Source organism: Sporosarcina siberiensis (genome assembly GCF_042681925.1).
GTDB lineage: Bacteria > Bacillota > Bacilli > Bacillales_A > Planococcaceae > Sporosarcina > Sporosarcina siberiensis.
The window spans coordinates 154994-175072 of sequence record NZ_JBHUGI010000002.1 but is presented as its reverse complement, the minus strand read 5'-3'; the positions used below and the strand labels follow the sequence as shown (position 1 = coordinate 175072).

Below are 20079 nucleotides of genomic sequence, written 5' to 3'. Positions count from 1 at the left end.
TGACTTTCTTGCTATGGAGAGGGACAGCTCAGTAATAAATGAACTGTCCACTAATAATCGTTATTTGTTCATTATCGGTGGCTCGGTCTCACTTGGTAACAACTCTCTTATTAGCATTGGAACGGGATAATCTATACCGTCTACTTTTTCAAGTTTTATTGAATACAGTGATTGTAAAGCTTGATGATCTTCTGCTCGGAACGTCATCGTGCCTTTTGGTGTTTCAAAAGACATTCCCTCCATAATACCTATCAGTTTATTGCCGTCTGCCTCACCTTCTGATTTGGTGAGTGCTTCCACAATTGCAATTGCCGCAGACATTCCACCAGGAGTAAATAAATCAGGAACTGCACCATCGAATCGTTTTTTATGTTCTTCCACAAGCCAATCGTTGACCTCATTGTCCGGAAGTGTGTGGTAATATACAGTGAATCCTTCCATGCCAACTAAAGGTTCCATTACTGAAAGGGCCGCAATGTCAGGCGCACCTGTTGATATTTTAATCCCTTTTTCTTGCATCTTTAAATCTGAAATTTGGTTCCAAGGTGAATTTGCTCCAGCCCATACGACAAACATATAATCCGGTTTTTCTTCAATGATTTTCTGCAAATTAGATGTAAAATCCGTTGCGGCAGGGTCTGCAAATTCAGTCAATACAACTTCGGCGCCAAGATCTTCGGCCGCTTTTTTAAATGCCGCAACGCCGTCCCATCCAAATGAATAGTCCGGAGCAAAAGTTGCGATTTTAACGCCCGGTTTTGCAATAGCTGCTGCACCTGCTACTGCGTCTTGTGAAGAGTTTCGAGCAGTTCTGAATATAAATTGATTGAATTCCGAACCTGTAATACTGTCTGCAACGGCAGGTTCAACAATCATAATTTTCTCATATTCCTCAGCCAGTGGCAGTACCGCTAAAGTGTCACCTGAACTTGAAGATCCAACAAGGAAATCAACCTTGTCATCTTCTAGTAGTTTGGTTGCTTTTTGAACCGCAACTTCAGGCTTTGTTTCAGTATCTTCATATACAACTTCAATTTTCTTTCCTGCGACTTCCATTGTGCCGTTTGTCGCATACTCTAATCCTAGTTCAAAACCTTGTCGAGTCTGTTTACCATATGATTCAAGAGCGCCAGTAAGGGAAGCAAGCACACCAATTTTAATAACTTCCATTTCTGCTTCCACTTCTTCTTTTGAAACCTCGATTTTTTCACTGTCTGTTACATCTGTCTCTTCTAATTCTTTTCCAGAATCACTCGTACAAGCTGCACCAACCACTAATACCAATGCTAGTAATAAAAATAGCACCCATTTCTTCATCATAAATTAACCCTCCCTTTCCTCAATTGTAATCGCTTACTTTCTAACTATTACTCTACAAGAGCAGAGTTACAATTCAGTTACAAAAAAATAGAAAACAAATATAATTTGCTTTCTACAGTTCGTTGAGTATGATTTTATACATTTCCTTCGTCGTCTCCATTGGTTCAATCAGTAATTCTTCAGAAAGAATTACAACGCATTTTTTATACCATTTTATCGCTTGGGAACGATTGTTCTGTTGATAATGAGCAAACATTAGTAGACGATAAGCTTCTTCCCAAGTATGATCGATACGCAAAAGCTTTTCCGCCCAATAGATTGTTTTCCCGAAATTACTGAGACGTGTGAATGTCTGTGCAAGACGTTCAATCACGCTCATGTATTTCTGCTCCAATCTATCACGCTCTTCATTTATCCAGCCAACTGCTAATTTCTCTTCAAAGAGCTGCCCTTTGTATAAGGATATGGCTTTTAGTAACTGATCGTTTGAAACGTTTGGAGTGAGCTCCCTTAAGCCAAGCTCTGTGTATTGATGAAAGCGATCCACATCACTTATAAACACAGCATCTGGATTTAAACGATACATTGTTTGTTTTCTTAAAATGAAAAACGATTTCTCTCTTGGACTGCGTTTAGGTTCCAAGACTTTTAATAATGCATTCAAAACTACTTTAAAATCCCTATCTGCCTTTTTTACATCTGTCATTTCCCACAGTGTATACATAATTTCTTCTTTTGAGATATACCGATCTTTATTTAAAAGTAAATAAATGAAAAGTTCTTTTGATTTATCTCGCTGCCAATCGCGGTCATCTACTTCATCTAAACCGCGATGGATTTTAAAGATACCCAACATTTGAATTTCAATTTTATAACCAGGATGTGTCGCTAGGTTCTCCAAATTCAAATCACTAATGATTTGCTGAATCTCTTTATTCTCTTTGTTTGAATCTCGTGCTTTTATAAGAAGCTGAGGAATAGATTCCATATCGAAAGGGCAAAATATTGTTTTTATTTTCACGAAAAAGTAATAGTTGTACTTTACACACAATTTCGCAAATTGTCTAGACTGTTCATTAAACAAGCATTCTTCTTCAGTTTTATAATAAACATTCATAAGCCAAAAAGTAGCAACCATCGTACCATATTTGTCCCCGCATTTATTAAATAGGTTGTTTGCAGCAATTGCATTCTCTTCCGAACACTTGTAATTTCTACCATAAAAATGAACGATTGCAAGACCGATCCGTATAAGTCCAGATAGCCATCCATCATTTACTTTTTCAGTTTCACGAAGGCCCTCTTCCCCAAAGCTAATAGCCTCTTCAAAAAGTCCTTGACGTGCTTTTATAATAGATAAGCCCATTAAAGGTTCTGCTTTTCCACGGGAAACGTTTAATTTTTCCATTCGATCGATTGCTTTCACATAATAACCATCTGGTATTTGTAAATTGTAAGGGTCTGATAGCACTTTCACGTGTCCCATTCGAATCCAACCGACAGCTTCTACAAAACCTGACCTTTCCCTTCCTCCAACCTCTATCCCTTTCTGAGCACTTTCAAAAGCCAAGTCCACTTTTCCCATAAGAGAATAGATAAGTGATAACAAAACATCTGTTTCTCTATGTGAATCAGGCAATGCTGACTTCTCTATTAAACGATTCGTTAAAATTTCTTTTGCTGTACTCAATTTCCCGGTCCGTAATGACATTCGTGCATCTAAATTACCTTCACATAGGATTGTTGTATCTAACTTTTCATTTGCTACCCATACTTCAGCATCTGCAGCTTTTCCTAAATTCACAAGGTTTTCAGCAAATTGTCGTTTTAACAATTCCATCTCTCGAAAAGAAGTTTTCTTGCTTTTTTGGGCAAGAACAATAGCTTCTAATAAATATGCCTTTGCTAATTCAGGTTGAATCGTATCTAAATAAATATGCGCAATGCCCCCATTGGCACGGCTTTGAAAATACGCATTGTCTTCTTCTTTAGCCAATTGAATACTTGTCGTGTATGCATCAAATGCTTTTTCATAAAATGCTCGGTATCTATGTGCTTCACCTTCATAAAAATAAAGTTGGCAATACATATCGCGCACATCTTTGGGTAAATCTTTTATAGTATCCAAAAGCCAATCGAATTGACCTGACTTTATTAACGAATCTCCAGCTTCAGATAGTACTTCCCCAATGAAATAACAATCCCCACTTTTTATTGAATGATAAATTGCTTGTGTGGAATTATTTCTCTCCTTATAATAGTTCGAAGCTTTCTTATGAATAGCTTCAAAACTTGTATGGTTGTTGCTCAGCCATTTCGATTCCAAGAACTTTTGAAAAAGGGCATGATATCGATAAGTTCCAATTTCACTAAGAGGCTGTATGAACATATGTTGTCTAGCAAAGGCACTAAGATGTTCAGCGGCATCCATACCATGAAAGTCTCGAATGAGTTGCTCTGAAAAAACTGGGAAAATGGAATAGGCAAGCAACCAATCTTGTTCTATTATCTCCATTCTATTAAAAACTTCATCCGATAAATAAGTAAAAAGCTCATGTAGTGCCGGCTTCACAGCTTTTTGGAAAGGGATCTCAGTTTCAGACATTTGCATCGCCATCAAGTTTACCGCAATTGCCCATCCTTCCGTCATTTGTACAATGTTTTTCGCTTCATCAACGGATAATTGTTTGTCAAAATAATCTTCAAAAAATACGATAATTTCATCTTCAGTAAACATAAAATCTTCTTCGATAATTTCACTTAATTGAGAGGTTAACTTCAATTTATTTAAGCTAAACCATTTTGGTCGATTCCGCGTTGCAACTACTAAATGTACATGTGGCGGAAGGAATTCAATAATTTTCTCCATCATATAATTGATATGAAAAACATGATCTACAATGTGATAATCATCGATAACAATTGAGATTGGTTCCCCTATTTCACATAATTCATTTATGAACAAGGCAAGCCAACGAGCTAAATCTTCTTCTTTTGGATACATGGAGGGATTTTCCCAATCTTTCAACGAATATCCGAAATTCGGAATTACTCGTTGAATGCTATGTATAAGGTACGTAATGAACGGTAGAATGTTATCATCTTCCTCCGTGACTGAATACCAAGTATAAATGGATCTTTTATCATTAAAAAAAGAAGATAAGCCCGAACTTTTACCAAAACCAGCACCGCTATGCAGTAAAGTTAATTTGACATGTTCCGAAGCATTCATTTTTCGAACAAAAATAGACCTACGCATATATGTATGTGTAGGTATTGGGGGTATTATTTTTGAACGTAAAATTTCTTGTTGTTCCATTTATTTATCACCTTCCAAACACTCTATGTTCTTAAGTTTATCACAAGAGTATTCGGAATTGGGTGATATCTTTTGTTCGTTTAAATATTTATTGAATAAGTACATTAACAGTTCAATTCAAAGTCTAAAGCGTTCCAATTGATTTTTTAAGCCTTCGTTTATCAAGATGTCCCGCTCACGCTGCCCAAATAGATCATAGTGTGGGTAATCTTTTTTCATATCAATCCACTCTGCCTTCAACCCGTATTGCTTGCCCCATTCAATCAGTTTTTCAATATCCGAGCAACCTACTTTTGTTACCGTCTTACATCCTGGAAATCGTTCATCCAACCAGTAATGAGTCAAGAAGGCAATCTCTCCACTTCTTACCGAGCTTTTCCAATCTTGCAGTTCAGAACGCTGAATTCCAAATGCCATTAGTCTTTACTCCTTTGAATCTCTTTATATTTAGCATCCCATTCCGGATGGACTTTTTTTAACGGTACAGGGCGAAACGTATCTTTTGCGACCAATACATGTTCTGATTTGGCAGTTGCCGCTACCGTTCCATTCTCATGCAGAATTTCATAACCATACGTTGTCCGAAGACGATCGTGTTTTTCAATCCAAGTACGCACAGTTGCCGTCTGACCGTATCTCATTGCCGCCTTGTATTGAATGGATAAATCAATTACCGGCGATAGGTACCCTACTGTTTCGAGCTGTGCGTATGTATACCCTAAATCTTTTATGATTTTAGTTCGTCCAAGTTCCATCCACACTAAATAATTGGCATGATAGACAACACCCATTTGGTCTGTCTCTGCATAACGTATTTCAACTTCTTTTTCGCTAATAAACATGTTGCTCACCTCTTCATCAATTATACAAAAGTACTTAAGAAAAAGCTGTAAAAGGGAAAAAAGGTGCTCAAATGAATGAGCACCTTTTAAAAATCCATATTAAGCTTTCATTTTATCACGAAGAACCATTTGAAGGATTCCGCCGTGACGGTAATAATCAACGTCAACATCAGAGTCAAAGCGTGCAAGTACGTCGAATTCTTTCACAGAACCATCTTTAGATGTTGCTGTTACTTTCAGAATGTCGCGTGGTTTAACGCCTTCTGCAATGTTTACTTGAATTTCCTCTTCACCAGTTAAACCAAGTGATGCAGCGCCTTCGCCCTTCATGAATTGAAGTGGAAGAACTCCCATCATTACAAGATTTGAACGGTGAATACGTTCGTAGCTTTCAGCGATAACTGTTTTAATACCTAGAAGAGATGTACCCTTCGCTGCCCAGTCACGTGAAGAACCCATTCCGTAATCCTGACCTGCAATAATAGCAAGTCCAGTGCCTTCTTCTTGATACTTCATAGCAGCATCATAAATCGGCATAATTTCTTTGTTTGGCCAGTAAGTTGTGAATCCACCTTCTGTACCTTTTGCAACTTGGTTACGAATACGGATATTCGCAAACGTACCGCGCATCATTACTTCATGATTTCCACGACGTGAGCCGTAAGAGTTGAAGAAACGAGGGTTAACGCCATTTTCAATCAAGTATTTTCCAGCTGGTGTATCTTTACCAATCGCACCTGCAGGTGAAATATGGTCAGTTGTGATTGAATCTCCAAATTTACCGATGACACGAAGACCAGAAAGCGGCTGAATATCAGACGGCTCTGTTGCTAAGTTTTCAAAAAACGGTGGATTTTGGATATATGTTGAGTTTTCATCGAAATCATATAATGAATCATCCGTAGTTTCAATAGCATTCCAAGCTTCGTTTTCTGTGAATACACGTGCATATTCTTTACGGAACAATTCCGGAGTAACCACTGACTGAACAGCTTCATTAATTTCTTCAGTAGTTGGCCAAATATCCTTCATGAATACGTCAAAACCGTTTTTGTCTTTACCAATTGGATCCTTATCCAAGTCGATATCAACAGTTCCAGCAAGTGCATATACAACAACTAGTGGCGGAGAAGCCAAATAGTTTGCTTTCACAAGTGGGTGAATTCGACCTTCAAAGTTACGGTTACCTGAAAGAACAGATGACATTAACATGTCGTTTCCAGTAATTGCTTTTTCAATTTCAGGAAGAAGTGGACCAGAGTTACCGATACATGTTGTACATCCGTAACCTACTGTGTTGAATCCGATTTGGTCAAGATAAGCATTTAAACCTGAATCCTCCAAGTATCCTGTTACAACTTTAGAACCTGGTGCAAGTGATGTTTTAACATATGCAGGAGGAACTAAACCTCTTTCAACTGCCTTTTTCGCAACAAGTCCAGCACCTAACATTACATAAGGATTCGATGTGTTTGTACAAGATGTAATTGCGGCGATAGCAAGATCACCTGTTTTAATTTCAACTGTTCGCCCATCTTCAAATTCAATTTTAGCTGTTTTTTGAAGTTCTTTTGGAGATAAACCAAAACCTTGGTTACCTTCAGGAGCAACAACTGCATCATTGAATTCACGTTGCATTTCCGTAAGTGGAATTAAATCTTGTGGACGTTTCGGACCCGCAAGGTTTGCTGTAATTACAGATAAATCAATTTCAATGACCTCTGTATAAGTTGGATCTTCATTATCAACAGTGAAGAACATATCATTTTCAATCAGATATTGTTTAACAACTTGAATTTGCTCTTCTTCGCGACCTGTTAGACGCATGTAATTAAGTGCTTCTTCGTCAACTGGGAAGAATCCACAAGTTGCACCATACTCAGGTGCCATGTTACTAATTGTTGCACGGTCTGCAAGTGGTAATTTCGCCACTCCTGGACCAAAGAACTCAACAAATTTACCAACAACTCCATGAGCACGAAGTGTTTGTGTTACTTTAAGTGCTAAGTCTGTTGCTGTTGTACCGTTTGGAAGTTCACCAACTAATTTAACTCCGATAACTTCTGGAATTGGGAAATAAGAAGGTTGCCCGAGCATTCCGGCTTCTGCTTCAATACCGCCAACACCCCATCCGAGAATTCCAAGACCGTTAATCATTGTTGTATGAGAATCTGTACCTACAAGTGTATCTGGGTACGTTTCAAATGTACCGTCTGCGTTTTCAACAGCGTATACAACATGTGCAAGATACTCTAAGTTTACTTGGTGAACAATACCCGTTGCTGGTGGTACAGCACGATAGTTGTCATACGCTTTTTGTGCCCAGCTTAAAAACTGGTAACGTTCAGCGTTCCGTTCAAATTCAAGTTCCATATTGACACGAAGCGCATCAGCTGAACCGTAACGGTCAACTTGTACAGAGTGGTCAATAACTAAATCTACTGGAATTTCAGGATTAATTTTATTTGGATCTCCACCCATTTTAGCCATTGCTGAGCGAAGTGCCGCAAGGTCAACTACTACAGGGACTCCTGTAAAGTCTTGTAGAATTACACGAGCAGGTTTGAAAGGAACTTCTGCATCTTTATCTGCGTCTTTCCCCCACTTTGCAAGATTTTCTACATGTTTGTCGTTAATGACATAACCGTCGTATTGTCTTAATACTGATTCAAGTAATACTTTAATTGAATAAGGTAGATTGGAAACGTTTGCGACGCCTGCTTCCTCAAGAGCTTTTAGGCGATAATAATTATACGTCTTGCCGTTAAGTTCAAATGAAGTCCGGCTGTTGTGTAAGTTACTTTTAGTCATAAATATTTCCTCCTTCTAAATAATTACTGAAAAGGTTTATAAAAGTACGTCTTTTCTCTACTCCATCATATAATACCTAAGCACATAAGTAAATTACATTAACTTTATAGTCTTCTATAAGTTAATCTAATGACCTATTTATTTCTGACTCTACTTAACTCATAAATAGTTTTCTAGTATATGCATTCATAAAAGTTCCATTCGGATCGTTTGTTTCTCGAACATCCATAAATCGATGTAAATTTGGATATAATCTATTTAATTTTCCATGTGTTAAATCATTTTTCTTTCCAAAATGAGGTCTGCCACCATATCCGGCCATTAGTTTGTGGACCCATTTAAAGAAAGGGCCATCGTCCATCCCTTTGTACATATGAAAAGCTAAAAAGACTGAATCCTCGTTCTGTGTTGGACTTAGAAATGCATCTTCACCGGTAGTAGTACGGCACTCGATAGGAAAGTGGACATAAAATGGGTGTGCATTTAAAAAGGTATGAATTTCTTCTATGCATTCCTTAAATCGATTGAAAGGAATTGCATATTCTACTTCTGTGAATTTTACCAACCTTGGGGAAGGAAGTGTTTCATAGTATATACCCTCTTTTATCCCAATTGGAACATTTTTCGCAGAAAACGCGGTCATTTTTCGAGACATACGCGGTTTCACTCTACAAATCTCTGAAATCGCTTTAAAAGCAACTGTTTCTATTAATCCGTTTTTTACTAAATCAACTGCTTTTGATTGTCGAGTTTGTTTAACAAGAGGAACGATATTTGTCTTTTTAACTTGTGCTGTGTTTGTTCCAGGGAAGTAAAACCATTCCAGATGACGATTCGTTTGAACATCATCTTGCCAGTCTGTTAAAGCGTCATCATAGGAATAGCGACAACTTTCTGCTCTTAAACTATAAAGCGGAACAGTGCGAATCGTAACGTCTACAAGAACACCCAACAACCCAAGGGACAAAGAAAGGGCCTTGGATAAATCATCATTTGCTCGACGATGATTTCTTAGTTGACCATAGCCATCAACCCAAGTCCACTCAACTACTTGACTCGATAACGAACCTAATGAAATACCTGTTCCGTGTGTTCCCGTGCTTACAGCCCCTGCAATTGTTTGTTCCTGTATGTCTCCCATATTTTCAAATGCCATTCCAACAGAACCCAACTGAATAACTGCATCATATAAATATGTCCCAGCTCTTAAGCGGGCCTCCATTGCCATACTGTCATATGAAATTAATCCACTTAAATGGTCTAATGACATAGTTTCATTATCTGGACAAGCAATTGGACTAAAAGAATGAGCAGCTCCAGTCACTCGAAGAGATTGCCCCCTAATTCGACAGCTATCGATAATTTCTTGGACGTCCGAAACATTTTTTGGAGAATAGGAATAGTGAGGGGATGCCTTAACGTTTCCTGCCCAATTGGTCCACTCAGCTTTTTTTTGAAAAACTTTTAAAGATAACATCCGCCATGCCCCCTATATGTTTTAAATGGTTTTACATAATCTGAACCTCGTCTTGCATGAAGTTCTGTAAACCGTTCACATAATTCTCCTGCTTTTGCATGTGAAAAATAAACCGTATCCCCTATTTTGAGTTTACTTTTCGAATCCAAAAGAGGCGTTTGCACTTCTCCGGCACCTTCGTTTTTAAGAAGAGAAAGGTCTTTTGGCCAAATGGGTACCGGATTTTTATCTGAGCCGGTCGCTCCAGAAGCAATGTATCCTCCACCATGACAAACAACAATTCCCTCTTCAGGTTTTCTTGTTACTCGTAAAGCAAATGTTGTTGCTGCTTCAAGTGGAAGACTCTCATATCTTGAAAAAAGCGCAGGGAAATAAAATGCAGAACCGATCGTTAGTTCAGTTACCTCATCTTCTCCGGAAGTGAATTCAATACTTCCGGAACCTCCACCATTCACAAAACTTAACGAAGAGAATCGGCTTTTTATTAAATCGACGGCATTTTTTCGAAATATACGAACTTTTTTAGAGGATTTCTTTTTTAATAACTTAATAATAGGTATCTGATATTTGGCGTTTGGTATATCGGTAACTCCCGCAATTTGCGCTTCATACCCCATAACACCCGTAAGCTTTGTATTCGTTAAAGTCTTTGCTTCATCCAATAAGCATTTGATTTGTCCAATCGAAGTTAACGAGGAACGTTTTGTTCCAAAATAAACGAGTTTGAAATCTGTTGAAACATTGATATCAATACAGACATTTAGAAGTACATCATTTACTTCTCCGATCTTGTCCAACCACTGCCATTGTTCAATACAGTCCACCATAAATATAATCGTTCTACCTTCTCTTATAAATCGACAAATAGAAATCATGGGCAATTCCTCAAGTTGAGGATATCCCAATAACAAATGATCAAATCCTTCTTCCAATAAATAAAGAGATTCATAAAGATCAAAGGTCATCCAACCCGAATGATGTTCTATTCGCTCTCCAATGTATCTCAGAAGTTCTATTGAACGGACTGACTTTGTCGCAATTCGAATATCCTTTCCTCTCGCCTTCTGATTAATAAACGCAATATTTCGGTCTAAAACATCTAGATCAATGCAAGCCAATGGCCGTGTAAGATGTGCGTACGCTATTTCTGCATTTTTCACTGAAAATTCATCCTTCCACACGATCATTTGTAATACACTTACATTTAAGTATATTCCGATATCTCTTAGTGGGCAATATATATCGATAAATTTGTATCTTTGAATTATTCTTCCCAATATGGCATGCTAGAATAAATAAAATAAAAAGGAGTCGAATCCAATTGAAAAAAGCATTACTTGTCATTGATTATACGGTTGATTTTGTAGCATTAGATGGTGCTCTTAACTGCGGAGAACCTGGTGTTGCCTTAGAAGAGTACATAACCAACTTAACTAAACAGTATTTGGATGAAGGACAGTTCGTAGTTTTCCCTGTAGACGTACATGATGCAGATGATCCATTTCATCCTGAAACGAAACAATTTCCACCGCATAATATCCGCGGGACAAGAGGTAGAGATTTGTTCGGCTCACTTCAACAACTATATAAACAACGCAAAGAAGAAATACAATGGATGGACAAGACACGATTCAGTGCATTCGCAGGTACAAACTTGGAACTTCTTTTAAGAGAACGGGAAATCACTGAGCTTCATCTTGTAGGAGTCTGCACGGATATTTGCATTCTTCATACATCAGTAGATGCATACAATCGCGGATTTAAAATTGTCATCCATGAACAAGGTGTCGCAAGTTTCGATCCAGAAGGTCATAAATGGGCATTACGTCATTTTGAAAATACGTTAGGTGCAACAATTGTACGCTAATTGACCTTCTTTTTTTTATTTATGATGTTTAAAGTATAGAAATAAAGGTTATTTCAAATACTAGTACGTAATCATAAATATAAAAGGAGATGTTGAAGATGAGTATCATTTGGTTTTTAATTGTTGGTGGAGTTATCGGTTGGCTTGCTGGACTAATTTTAGGAAAAGACATTCCAGGCGGAATTATTGGTAACATTGTGGCGGGTATTATCGGGGCATGGGTTGGTGGTAAACTTCTTGGACAATGGGGTTGGCATGTATCGGACTTTTATGTGTTCCCAGCTCTAATTGGTGCAATAATTCTTGTCTTTATTGTTAGTTTAATTATGAAGTCGATGCGAAAAGCATAAAGCACAAAAATAAAAGGATGGATTCCCATGTGGAAATCCATCCTTTTATTTTTCTACCAAGGTTTCAGACTGCTCTCGGACTGCCTCAAATTCATTAAAAAAATAGAGGACATCTTTTACGTATTTATCACTTCGATTGTAATTAAAGATTGCTTTTTCATAATTTCCATCGGCTGCTCCGCTGCTTGCTAAATACTTTGCGGCGCTATGTACTGCGTCCTCAATATTAAAGGGATCGGCAATACCATCTCCGTTACCATCGACACCATAACCACCATGTTTTTCAATAATGGCGAGATCAGTTTTTTCAGACTCAGGTATATCTCCTTTTCCTAAACCACCTGTACATCCAGGATAGGACCAACCAACAAACGTACAAGGCATGAACTGCATATGCCCTTCTGCCCCTGCTGGTGAAATAAGTGTATCCATTGTGGAAAACCTTGTTTCAATACGATGATGTGCAGCAAGAAGTGTCCATGGGATTCCATAAGCATCAGCAGCCTCTTTATATATTGGAATATATTCTTCAGGAATATGAGTTGCCCCTTGTCTATCCTGTAGTTCTATTAAAGTACTTGCTGATTTTCGTATAAAATCTGTATTATAAATACTTGCTAAAACAATTGTGCTCAATGTAAATACGACAACAGCGACAGGTATGAGCAGTACAATAAGAACTGCTTTAGTTTTCATTGATACTCTTTTTAGACGTCGTTTTTTCACTAAAACCTGTCACCCCTTGCTACTGTAATTTAAGAGCCAGACTTATTTAACGCTACCATATCTTCTACAATTTGTTCAAATTGAACATCTTCAACTCCGTTGTATTGTTTTACAACTTCGCCATCTTGATTCACTAATGAATATAAGACTGCATGGAACACTTGGTCTGATTCAGGTGATTTAATAACAATTGTTTTAAAGGAATCCATAGCAAGTTTTTCAATTTCGTCTTGCTTGTAGCCCGTTAGCATTTCCCACTTCGATTCATCCCATTTAATGTCTTCATCACCTGGAATGGGTGCATATACTTCGAGATAGTCATTTAACATCTCAGGTGTATCAATTTCTGGATCAACGCTGAATGAAACAATTTTATAATCTTCTAAGCCTTTGTCTATGAGATCATGTTGTAATTTCGCCATATTGAACATCATAGGACCGCATACACTGTCGCAATTTGTAAATACGAACTGGGCTAACCAAACCTTCCCTTTCAAATCATCCAGAGAAACTTCTTCATTATGATGATTTGTAAATTCGAATGGTGCCACCTTATATTTATGATCCGCTTTGAAATCGCCACTTGAGCATGCACTTAATACAAGCACTAGAAGCAGCACATAAAACACTTTAAATGATTTTCGCATATTTCTCCTCCGAAATTACATAATACATTAATCATATAGGAATAGCACATCCTAAACAAGCAAAGGGGCAGTCGAATTTTGACGAATTACTGACGTATTCATGAAGTAAACTTCACTTTTATCAAGATGAGTACTTCACGATAGACAATATGGTTCGGTTCAATTTGATGTAATAAATAAATGGACACGAAAATTAAAAACCCTATTTCTTAAATCTAATTTAAACAAAGCTCCATTACCTCCCTACTGACATTTTAAGTATAAGAAAAGCCGAACCCTTAGTAGTAACTAAGGTCGGCTTCCTTTTTATCATTCGATTAGCTCGGTGACGATTCGTTCAACAATTCGCGCACTGAGTGCTGTATCAAGAGAATGCCCCTCAAATTTGAAGATATCTGCATTGATGATTTCCTGCATTGCTGTATTTACCTCAACAGCTTTCAAATCAGCTCTTGGTTCATCTACAGTGAGTGTTGTTTTCTTGCCTCCAGTTGTACTAAAATTCAATTGTAATATTTTCGCCATTTTATAGTCCTCCTTTTCATTTTAAATTAATTCATAATGCTTGAGGTTTCGATTTTCTCTACTTCAATTAATGGTAAAGATGAAAGTGTTGCAAGTTCCTCAAGTCCTTTATACAAGCTTGTTACACTCGTATCCGCCCCAATGTTACGGTAACTTTTAGACTTCCGAATGAGTTTACCGTCATCCGTCATACCATCATCAAAATGGATGCGGCCTACTGCATTTTTAAAGTTGATTGTCGCCATATTCTCACCCCCTTCACTTCTTATATAGATGAAATAGAAGAAAAGGGATACTTTGTCCGTGATTTTTTTGTCGTTTACTCTTATAATAGGATTAGAGCGGAAGAGGTGAATGCAATGCTTAACGGTTGGTTTCTTTGGTTCATATTATTTTGGGTAGTTATTCTCGTTGGATTATTTGCCATCGGTGGATTTTTTATGTTTCGCAAATTTTTAAAAGTGTTTCCTAAAGCAGATGGAAAATCGACTTTAGATTGGCAAGAATACTATGTGGATACATCCATTCACTTATGGAATACGGAAGCGAAAGATTTATTAGAAGAACTTTGTAGCCCAGTTCCTGAACTGTTTCGACCCGTTGCCAAACAAAAAATCGGTGCAAAAATTGGTGAAATAGCGCTTGAAGAAAAAGCGACTAAAATTGATACAGACCTAATCATACGAGGATATATTATAGCAACGCCAAAACGCGACCATAAATTCCTAAGAAAAAAACTCGCTATTATGAAACTAGATGCTGCACCATACGAGAATTTATTTAAATAATCAATAGAAAAAGGTGTTCGCAACTAAATGCGAACACCTTTTTCTTTAGTCAATTTGTTGAATTTTATGAGCATCGCAATTCTCCATGGCACAATCATTCCAAAAGCAAGTATCCAAAACATCCCACCAAGTTCCCCGATATCAATTGTACTACTAAGAACCAATTTTCCTACGAGACGAATAATAAGCAGCCCTAGTAGAATAAACACAAATGCTTTCGATCTTTTCATAAAGATATCTTCGTTACGAAATTCAAAATTTGTCGTTTTAATTAAAATGATTGAAAACAACATTCCTACAATAACCGCTTCTAAAATTTGCACAGGTGGCACCCGGAATTCCTTAAAAATAAACATTAAAGCACCTGTTGACATAAACAATGGCGGTAAAACTATCTTTTTTATAGTTACTGGTCGGTTCGCCGCTTTAGATCGAACAATTAACGCAAGTGTTCCCATGAACAGTGCTAAAACAGTTGACCCTATTATCAAGTATGTAGGGGGAATTTTAGTGAAAATATCTTCAATCAATATCGTTCCCCCGTTCGATTAACTCCGTTATTCGGTATTTCAGTTCAGACATCTGAACAAAACGTGCAAATCGAGCATGTTCCTTGCCCTCATTAAATAACAGAACGACGGGTGCAGAAAACAATGATAATTGCCCTGCTATTTCTGGCACCTCAACTATATTTACCATATAGAAGCTAATAGGATAATCAACTTGAAGCGCAGCAACTTGCGGAAATAAGCCATCACACACTGAACAATGATCTGTTTTCACGAATAAAAGAAGCGGTTTCTTTTGGTTTACAACAGTTAACCACGCTTCATAGGACTCAATTCGTTTCATTCTACTCACCTCGCTTAGTTCTTAAAATCCTGTAAATCCACCAAAGAATGGAGACAATAGATTAATGATGTACGTCATTCCATCGAAAAACAAGAGAATACCTACAGCTATCATAATGTATCCTCCAACCTTCATAATCGTTCCGCTGTGTTTTCGAATTGCACCTATTTTCGTTACAAAGAAAGAAAGAATGAAAAATGGGATTGCAAATCCTAATACATAAGAAATCATATAAAGCATTCCGGATCCTGGGTTTGTACCTGCCAACGCAATAATAACACCAATAATTGGACCCATACAAGGCGTCCAGCCTGCTGAAAATGCTAATCCAATGAAGAATGTACCTAAATAACCGGATGGTCTATTTTTAAACTGTAACTTTCGTTCTTTCAATAGAAACTCTGGTGTAAATAATCCAGTAATCATAAGACCAAACAAAACAATTAATATTGCACCAATTTGTCTAATGATATCCATATTTTCGTAAAAGAATGTTCCTAGAAATGAAGAGGCAAATCCTAGTGCAACGAAAATAACTGAAAATCCAATTAAAAAGAAGAGTGTATGAAGCATGCCCGACTTATTCATCTTTTTTGAATCGGATTGTAAATCATCAAGGGACATGCCTGTTATGTATGAAAGAAATGCCGGATAAAGCGGTAAAGTACATGGCGAAACAAAACTCAATAACCCTGCACCAAAGGCTATAAACAAATTTATATCGGTACCCATATTTTTCTCTCCTTTACTTTTCTTCTTTAATCGTATCAAATGTATCGATAAAATACGCCTATTCTGTCTGTGAAACCTTTATGACTTTTATAAAGAAAAGTAAAAACCGACTTGCATTGACCTGTACTAGGTGTTTGCAAGCCAGTTTCTAATCACATTACATCTTCTGCAATATTGTTTTGAAGCAAATACATCATATGGTACAACCCTTTTTGGGAAAGTAGTTCCTGATGTGTCCCTCGTTCTACAATTTCACCTTTGTGAAGGACAAGTATAAGTTCTGAATCTTGTATTGTGCTTAATCGATGCGCAATTGCAATTGTCGTACGTCCCTTCCTCATTTTTTCAAGGCTAGACTGAATTGCGACTTCTGTTTCTGTATCGATATTTGCTGTCGCTTCATCAAGTACAAGTATTTTAGGATTCGTTGCAATTGTGCGTGCAAACGCAACAAGTTGACGTTGCCCACTTGAGAATGTCGATCCTCTTTCAGTTACTTTCTGCAAATATTTATCCGGAAGTTGCTCAATGAATTGATTTGCTTGGACAAACTCTGCCGCTGCAATTACTTCCTCTTGAGACATACTTTTATCATGCAACCTTATATTACTTTCAATATCACCATAGAAAAGGAATGGATCCTGAAGAACAAGTCCAGTTTTCTTTCGCAACTCGGTTTTTGGATACGATTTGAGAGATACGTCGTCAATTAGTATTTCCCCTTGCTCATATTCATAAAAACGCATGAGTAAATTGATAATCGAACTCTTACCGCTACCAGTATGTCCGACAAGTGCAACTGTTTCTCCAGCGTTTGCTGTGAAGGATATATTTTTCAATACATCTGTTTTTCCATCATATGAAAATGTGACGTCGCGAAACTCGATTTTCCCATCTTGAATCTCAATTTCTTCAATCTCTTTTTGTTCTGGTTCAATATCCGTATCGTCCATTAATTGGAAAACGCGTGAAGAGGCAATAATCGCTTGTTGGAAAATAGATAGACGCTGCATAACTTGTTGAATCGGTTGGAACAAACGAGAGAGTAACGTCGTAAATGCATACAACACACCTACTTCTATTGAGCTCTCTAGTGACATAAATCCAAAATATCCGAGTACAACAACGAACGCACCAGCATAAACAAGGTCTATTGCAGGGCCTAATAAAAGCCCATCAAATTTAATATTTCGTAATCCCGCTTTATAGTGTTTCTCATTTATATCATCGAACTCAGTCTCTAAACGATCTTCTTGTCTGAAAGCTTGAATCATACCCATTCCGGATAAGGATTCGGCTATCTTCGCATTCAACTGACTTAATCGTTCGCGAATATCTTGATAGAAATCGGCACTGTATTTTCTATAAACAGTTATGATTGTCAAGAAAATCGGCATTAACAGTAAGGAATAAAGGGCTAATTTTGCATTTAGTGTAAACAGTGTGATGTAAACACCAAAAAGAATAAAAATAGCTTGTAGAAAAGTAACAATAACACTAACGAACATTTCTTTAATCGCTTCCGTATCATTCGTTACTCGTGAAACAATACTACCCGCAGGTGTTTTGTCAAAATAACGCATACCAAGCCCTTGAACTTTTGTGAAAACATCGATACGCATTTGTTGAATAATCTTTAATGCAATCTCCTGGAAACGCAGTGATTGAAAATAAGACACAGTAACTATAAATACTTGAATTCCAATATAACTAAGTGCAATTATCAACACTTCTTTTTCAGGAAAACGTAACGGTATTAAATAGTCATCAATAAATGTTTGAATGATTAAAGGCCCAATTATGGTTCCCGTTATTGTCATTAGCAATAACACTAATGCAATCGAAATACTTTTCTTATGAGGGAATGTATAACGTAACAGCCTTTTCAACACAACCCATTGGTCTTTCATTGTTAGTTTTGGGTGTTTTTCAGGTTGCATCATGCATCCCCTCCTTTTTCAACAAGTACTTCTAATTGCTGTAAATCGTACATTTCCTTATAGAGCCCGTCTAGCTCAATTAATTCATCATGTGTTCCACTCTCGACGATTGTACCTTCATGCATAACGATTATTTTATGTGCATGTTGGATTGCGCTTAAACGGTGGGATGTAATAATTGTTGTCTCGCCTGTTCGTGTTTCCTTTAATGATTTTAAAATTGCTTCTTCTGTTTTTGCGTCAACAGCAGATAAGGAGTCATCTAAAATCAATAGTTCTGGCTGCATAATTAATGCACGGGCGATAGAAATACGCTGTTTCTGGCCACCTGACAAGGATACACCTCGTTCGCCAACGATTGTACGATATCCTTCCGAAAATCCTAATATATCCTCATGAATATGAGCTAAGGCTGCAGCTTCATGAATTTTCTCAGTAGCTATTTGAGGATTTATGAAAGCAATATTTTCTGCAATTGTAGTTGAAAATAGAAAGTGGTCTTGCGGTACATAACCAATTGATTCTCTCAAACTTTGTTGTTTATACTCATTAATTGGTATATCACCGTATAGAATGGTTCCTTTATACCCTTCAAATTCTCTTAGCAATAATTTTAAAATCGCTGTTTTACCTGAGCCTGTTTTCCCAACAATTCCAATCGTTTCTCCGCGTTTCAATGTGAAATGGACATCATGTAGTGCAGCTCGCTTATCGTCAGGAAACTTAAATTCCTCCACATTGAAATGTAAATCACCTTCTGGTTTAGCATCGATAGCTCCAGGTATATCAATAATTTCAGGTGCGACAGAAAGCAGTTCTAGAATTCGGTTATAGGATGCATTTCCTCGCTCTACAATATTGAACAGAAAGCCAAACGCTAGCATAGGCCATACTAAAAGCCCTAAGTATGTACTAAATGCCACCATGTCCCCAATAGACATGTCCCCAGAAATAATAAACTTCGTTCCAAAATAAAATGAAAGAAAATAAGAGATTGCAAAAATTCCTGTAATGGTTGGATCAAAGAGTGCATCCACTTTCGCTACACGCATGTTTTTATTTACAATGTCTGTAGATAGATTCGTGAAATCTTCTATATCTTCTTTTTCTTGACCAAACGTTTTAATTACATTAATGCCAGATACACTTTCCTGAGTCTTATCGTTTAAATTAGAAAAGGCCTCCTGGGAAAAGCGGAATCGTCGTTGTAATAACTTTCCATAATAACTTGTCAGTAAAATCATAAACGGTATTGGAATAAGAGCTATTAATGTCAGTTTCCAACTAATTGTAAGAGCCATCATCAAAATGACAAAACTGCCCGTTGCAATGGAATCAACCAAAGTTAAGATTCCCATTCCTGCTGTTTGCTGTACGGCATTTACATCATTCGTAGCATGGGCCATTAAGTTTCCAACCCGTCTTTTTTGATAAAAAGAAGGAGACATTCGCGTAAAGTGATGGAATAGTTTTTCACGCATAGTCCTTGATAAAAGAACCGCGGATCCAAAAATCATCACTCTCCAGAAATACCTTGCAATATACATCAAAACTCCAGCGACACCAAGTATAACGAGCCACTTTGTTAAAGCTGTGGCAGTTAAGGATCCTTCTGTAATATCATCAATAATAATTCCCATAATCTTTGGTGGTAGCAATTGCAGCAACGAAACAAATACAAGTACACCTATTCCGAAAGCATATTGCTTTTTTCTTTGCTTGAAAAACCAGCCGAGCTGTACTAAAACCTTCACATGACTCCCCCTAAATCTATACAAAATTAACCTTTAGTTAGTTTAACAAACATCTACTCATTAGAAAAGCTCCGTGTTTTAAACTATTCGAATTTCGAAGTAATTTCGACATATACTATTCATCACAGA

General features: G+C 37.3%; 19 protein-coding genes. 3 read left to right on the top strand and 16 right to left on the bottom strand.

Annotation, left to right across the window (positions count from 1 at the left end; genetic code table 11):
• Nucleotides 1-60: 60 nt before the first annotated feature.
• From ACFSFY_RS01105 to ACFSFY_RS01075, 7 genes are all read right to left on the bottom strand, one after another.
• Complete coding sequence (locus ACFSFY_RS01105) at nt 61-1320, bottom strand: substrate-binding domain-containing protein (RefSeq protein ID WP_381535320.1); 1260 nt, start codon at nt 1318-1320, stop codon at nt 61-63.
• A gap of 112 nt (nt 1321-1432) precedes the next feature.
• On the bottom strand, nt 1433-4639 hold the full coding sequence (locus ACFSFY_RS01100; RefSeq protein WP_381535319.1) for a BTAD domain-containing putative transcriptional regulator: 3207 nt from the start codon (nt 4637-4639) through the stop codon (nt 1433-1435).
• A 117-nt stretch (nt 4640-4756) separates the two neighbouring features.
• Entirely contained in the window at nt 4757-5056 is a 300-nt protein-coding gene (locus ACFSFY_RS01095; protein ID WP_381535318.1) for a hypothetical protein, read from the bottom strand.
• Nucleotides 5056-5481 carry an acyl-CoA thioesterase gene (locus ACFSFY_RS01090; protein ID WP_381535317.1) on the bottom strand — a complete coding sequence of 142 codons (426 nt, stop codon included), beginning with the start codon at nt 5479-5481 and terminating at the stop codon, nt 5056-5058. Before ACFSFY_RS01090 ends, ACFSFY_RS01095 begins: the two co-directional genes overlap by 1 nt.
• A 99-nt stretch (nt 5482-5580) precedes the next feature.
• A complete protein-coding gene (gene acnA / locus ACFSFY_RS01085) occupies nt 5581-8292 on the bottom strand; it encodes an aconitate hydratase AcnA (RefSeq protein ID WP_381535316.1) in 2712 nt (903 codons plus the stop codon).
• Nucleotides 8293-8446: 154 nt separating this feature from the next.
• Entirely contained in the window at nt 8447-9769 is a 1323-nt protein-coding gene (locus ACFSFY_RS01080; protein WP_381535315.1) for a D-arabinono-1,4-lactone oxidase, read from the bottom strand.
• Nucleotides 9757-10929 (bottom strand): alanine racemase, encoded by a 1173-nt coding sequence (locus ACFSFY_RS01075; protein WP_381535314.1) that lies wholly within the window; start codon nt 10927-10929, stop codon nt 9757-9759. Before ACFSFY_RS01075 ends, ACFSFY_RS01080 begins: the two co-directional genes overlap by 13 nt.
• Nucleotides 10930-11090: 161 nt before the next feature.
• Between ACFSFY_RS01075 and ACFSFY_RS01070 the strand changes: the two genes are divergently transcribed.
• A complete protein-coding gene (locus ACFSFY_RS01070) occupies nt 11091-11636 on the top strand; it encodes a cysteine hydrolase family protein (protein WP_381535313.1) in 546 nt (181 codons plus the stop codon).
• Between the two features lie 98 nt (nt 11637-11734).
• Nucleotides 11735-11986 (top strand): GlsB/YeaQ/YmgE family stress response membrane protein, encoded by a 252-nt coding sequence (locus ACFSFY_RS01065; RefSeq protein WP_381535312.1) that lies wholly within the window; start codon nt 11735-11737, stop codon nt 11984-11986.
• A gap of 45 nt (nt 11987-12031) precedes the next feature.
• Here the strand turns inward: ACFSFY_RS01065 and ACFSFY_RS01060 are convergent, their stop codons facing one another.
• The 4 genes from ACFSFY_RS01060 to ACFSFY_RS01045 form a co-directional block, all read right to left on the bottom strand.
• Nucleotides 12032-12712: a lytic transglycosylase domain-containing protein gene (locus ACFSFY_RS01060; protein ID WP_381535311.1), complete on the bottom strand. Its 681-nt coding sequence runs from the start codon at nt 12710-12712 to the stop codon at nt 12032-12034.
• A 29-nt stretch (nt 12713-12741) separates the two neighbouring features.
• Nucleotides 12742-13359: an SCO family protein gene (locus ACFSFY_RS01055; RefSeq protein ID WP_381535310.1), complete on the bottom strand. Its 618-nt coding sequence runs from the start codon at nt 13357-13359 to the stop codon at nt 12742-12744.
• Between the two features lie 309 nt (nt 13360-13668).
• Complete coding sequence (locus ACFSFY_RS01050) at nt 13669-13884, bottom strand: DUF2922 domain-containing protein (RefSeq protein WP_381535309.1); 216 nt, start codon at nt 13882-13884, stop codon at nt 13669-13671.
• 26 nt (nt 13885-13910) lie between these two features.
• On the bottom strand, nt 13911-14129 hold the full coding sequence (locus ACFSFY_RS01045) for a DUF1659 domain-containing protein (RefSeq protein ID WP_381535308.1): 219 nt from the start codon (nt 14127-14129) through the stop codon (nt 13911-13913).
• Between the two features lie 114 nt (nt 14130-14243).
• On the opposite strand from ACFSFY_RS01045, the gene ACFSFY_RS01040 reads away from it, so the two are divergent.
• Nucleotides 14244-14672, top strand: a complete 429-nt coding sequence (locus ACFSFY_RS01040; RefSeq protein ID WP_381535307.1) for a DUF2621 family protein — start codon at nt 14244-14246, stop codon at nt 14670-14672.
• A 23-nt stretch (nt 14673-14695) separates the two neighbouring features.
• Here ACFSFY_RS01040 and ACFSFY_RS01035 read toward each other — a convergent pair whose 3' ends face one another.
• The 5 genes from ACFSFY_RS01035 to ACFSFY_RS01015 all read right to left on the bottom strand — a co-directional run bounded on the left by ACFSFY_RS01035 (nt 14696) and on the right by ACFSFY_RS01015 (nt 19950).
• Nucleotides 14696-15190 carry a CcdC family protein gene (locus ACFSFY_RS01035; RefSeq protein WP_381535346.1) on the bottom strand — a complete coding sequence of 165 codons (495 nt, stop codon included), beginning with the start codon at nt 15188-15190 and terminating at the stop codon, nt 14696-14698.
• Nucleotides 15191-15194: 4 nt separating this feature from the next.
• Complete coding sequence (locus ACFSFY_RS01030; RefSeq protein WP_381535306.1) at nt 15195-15524, bottom strand: thioredoxin family protein; 330 nt, start codon at nt 15522-15524, stop codon at nt 15195-15197.
• A gap of 21 nt (nt 15525-15545) precedes the next feature.
• Nucleotides 15546-16256, bottom strand: coding sequence for a cytochrome c biogenesis CcdA family protein (locus ACFSFY_RS01025; protein WP_381535305.1), 711 nt, complete (start codon nt 16254-16256; stop codon nt 15546-15548).
• A 152-nt stretch (nt 16257-16408) separates the two neighbouring features.
• Entirely contained in the window at nt 16409-18196 is a 1788-nt protein-coding gene (locus ACFSFY_RS01020; protein ID WP_381535345.1) for an ABC transporter ATP-binding protein, read from the bottom strand.
• On the bottom strand, nt 18196-19950 hold the full coding sequence (locus tag ACFSFY_RS01015) for an ABC transporter ATP-binding protein (protein ID WP_381535304.1): 1755 nt from the start codon (nt 19948-19950) through the stop codon (nt 18196-18198). The genes ACFSFY_RS01020 and ACFSFY_RS01015 overlap by 1 nt, the downstream gene beginning before the upstream one ends.
• Nucleotides 19951-20079 lie beyond the last annotated feature (129 nt).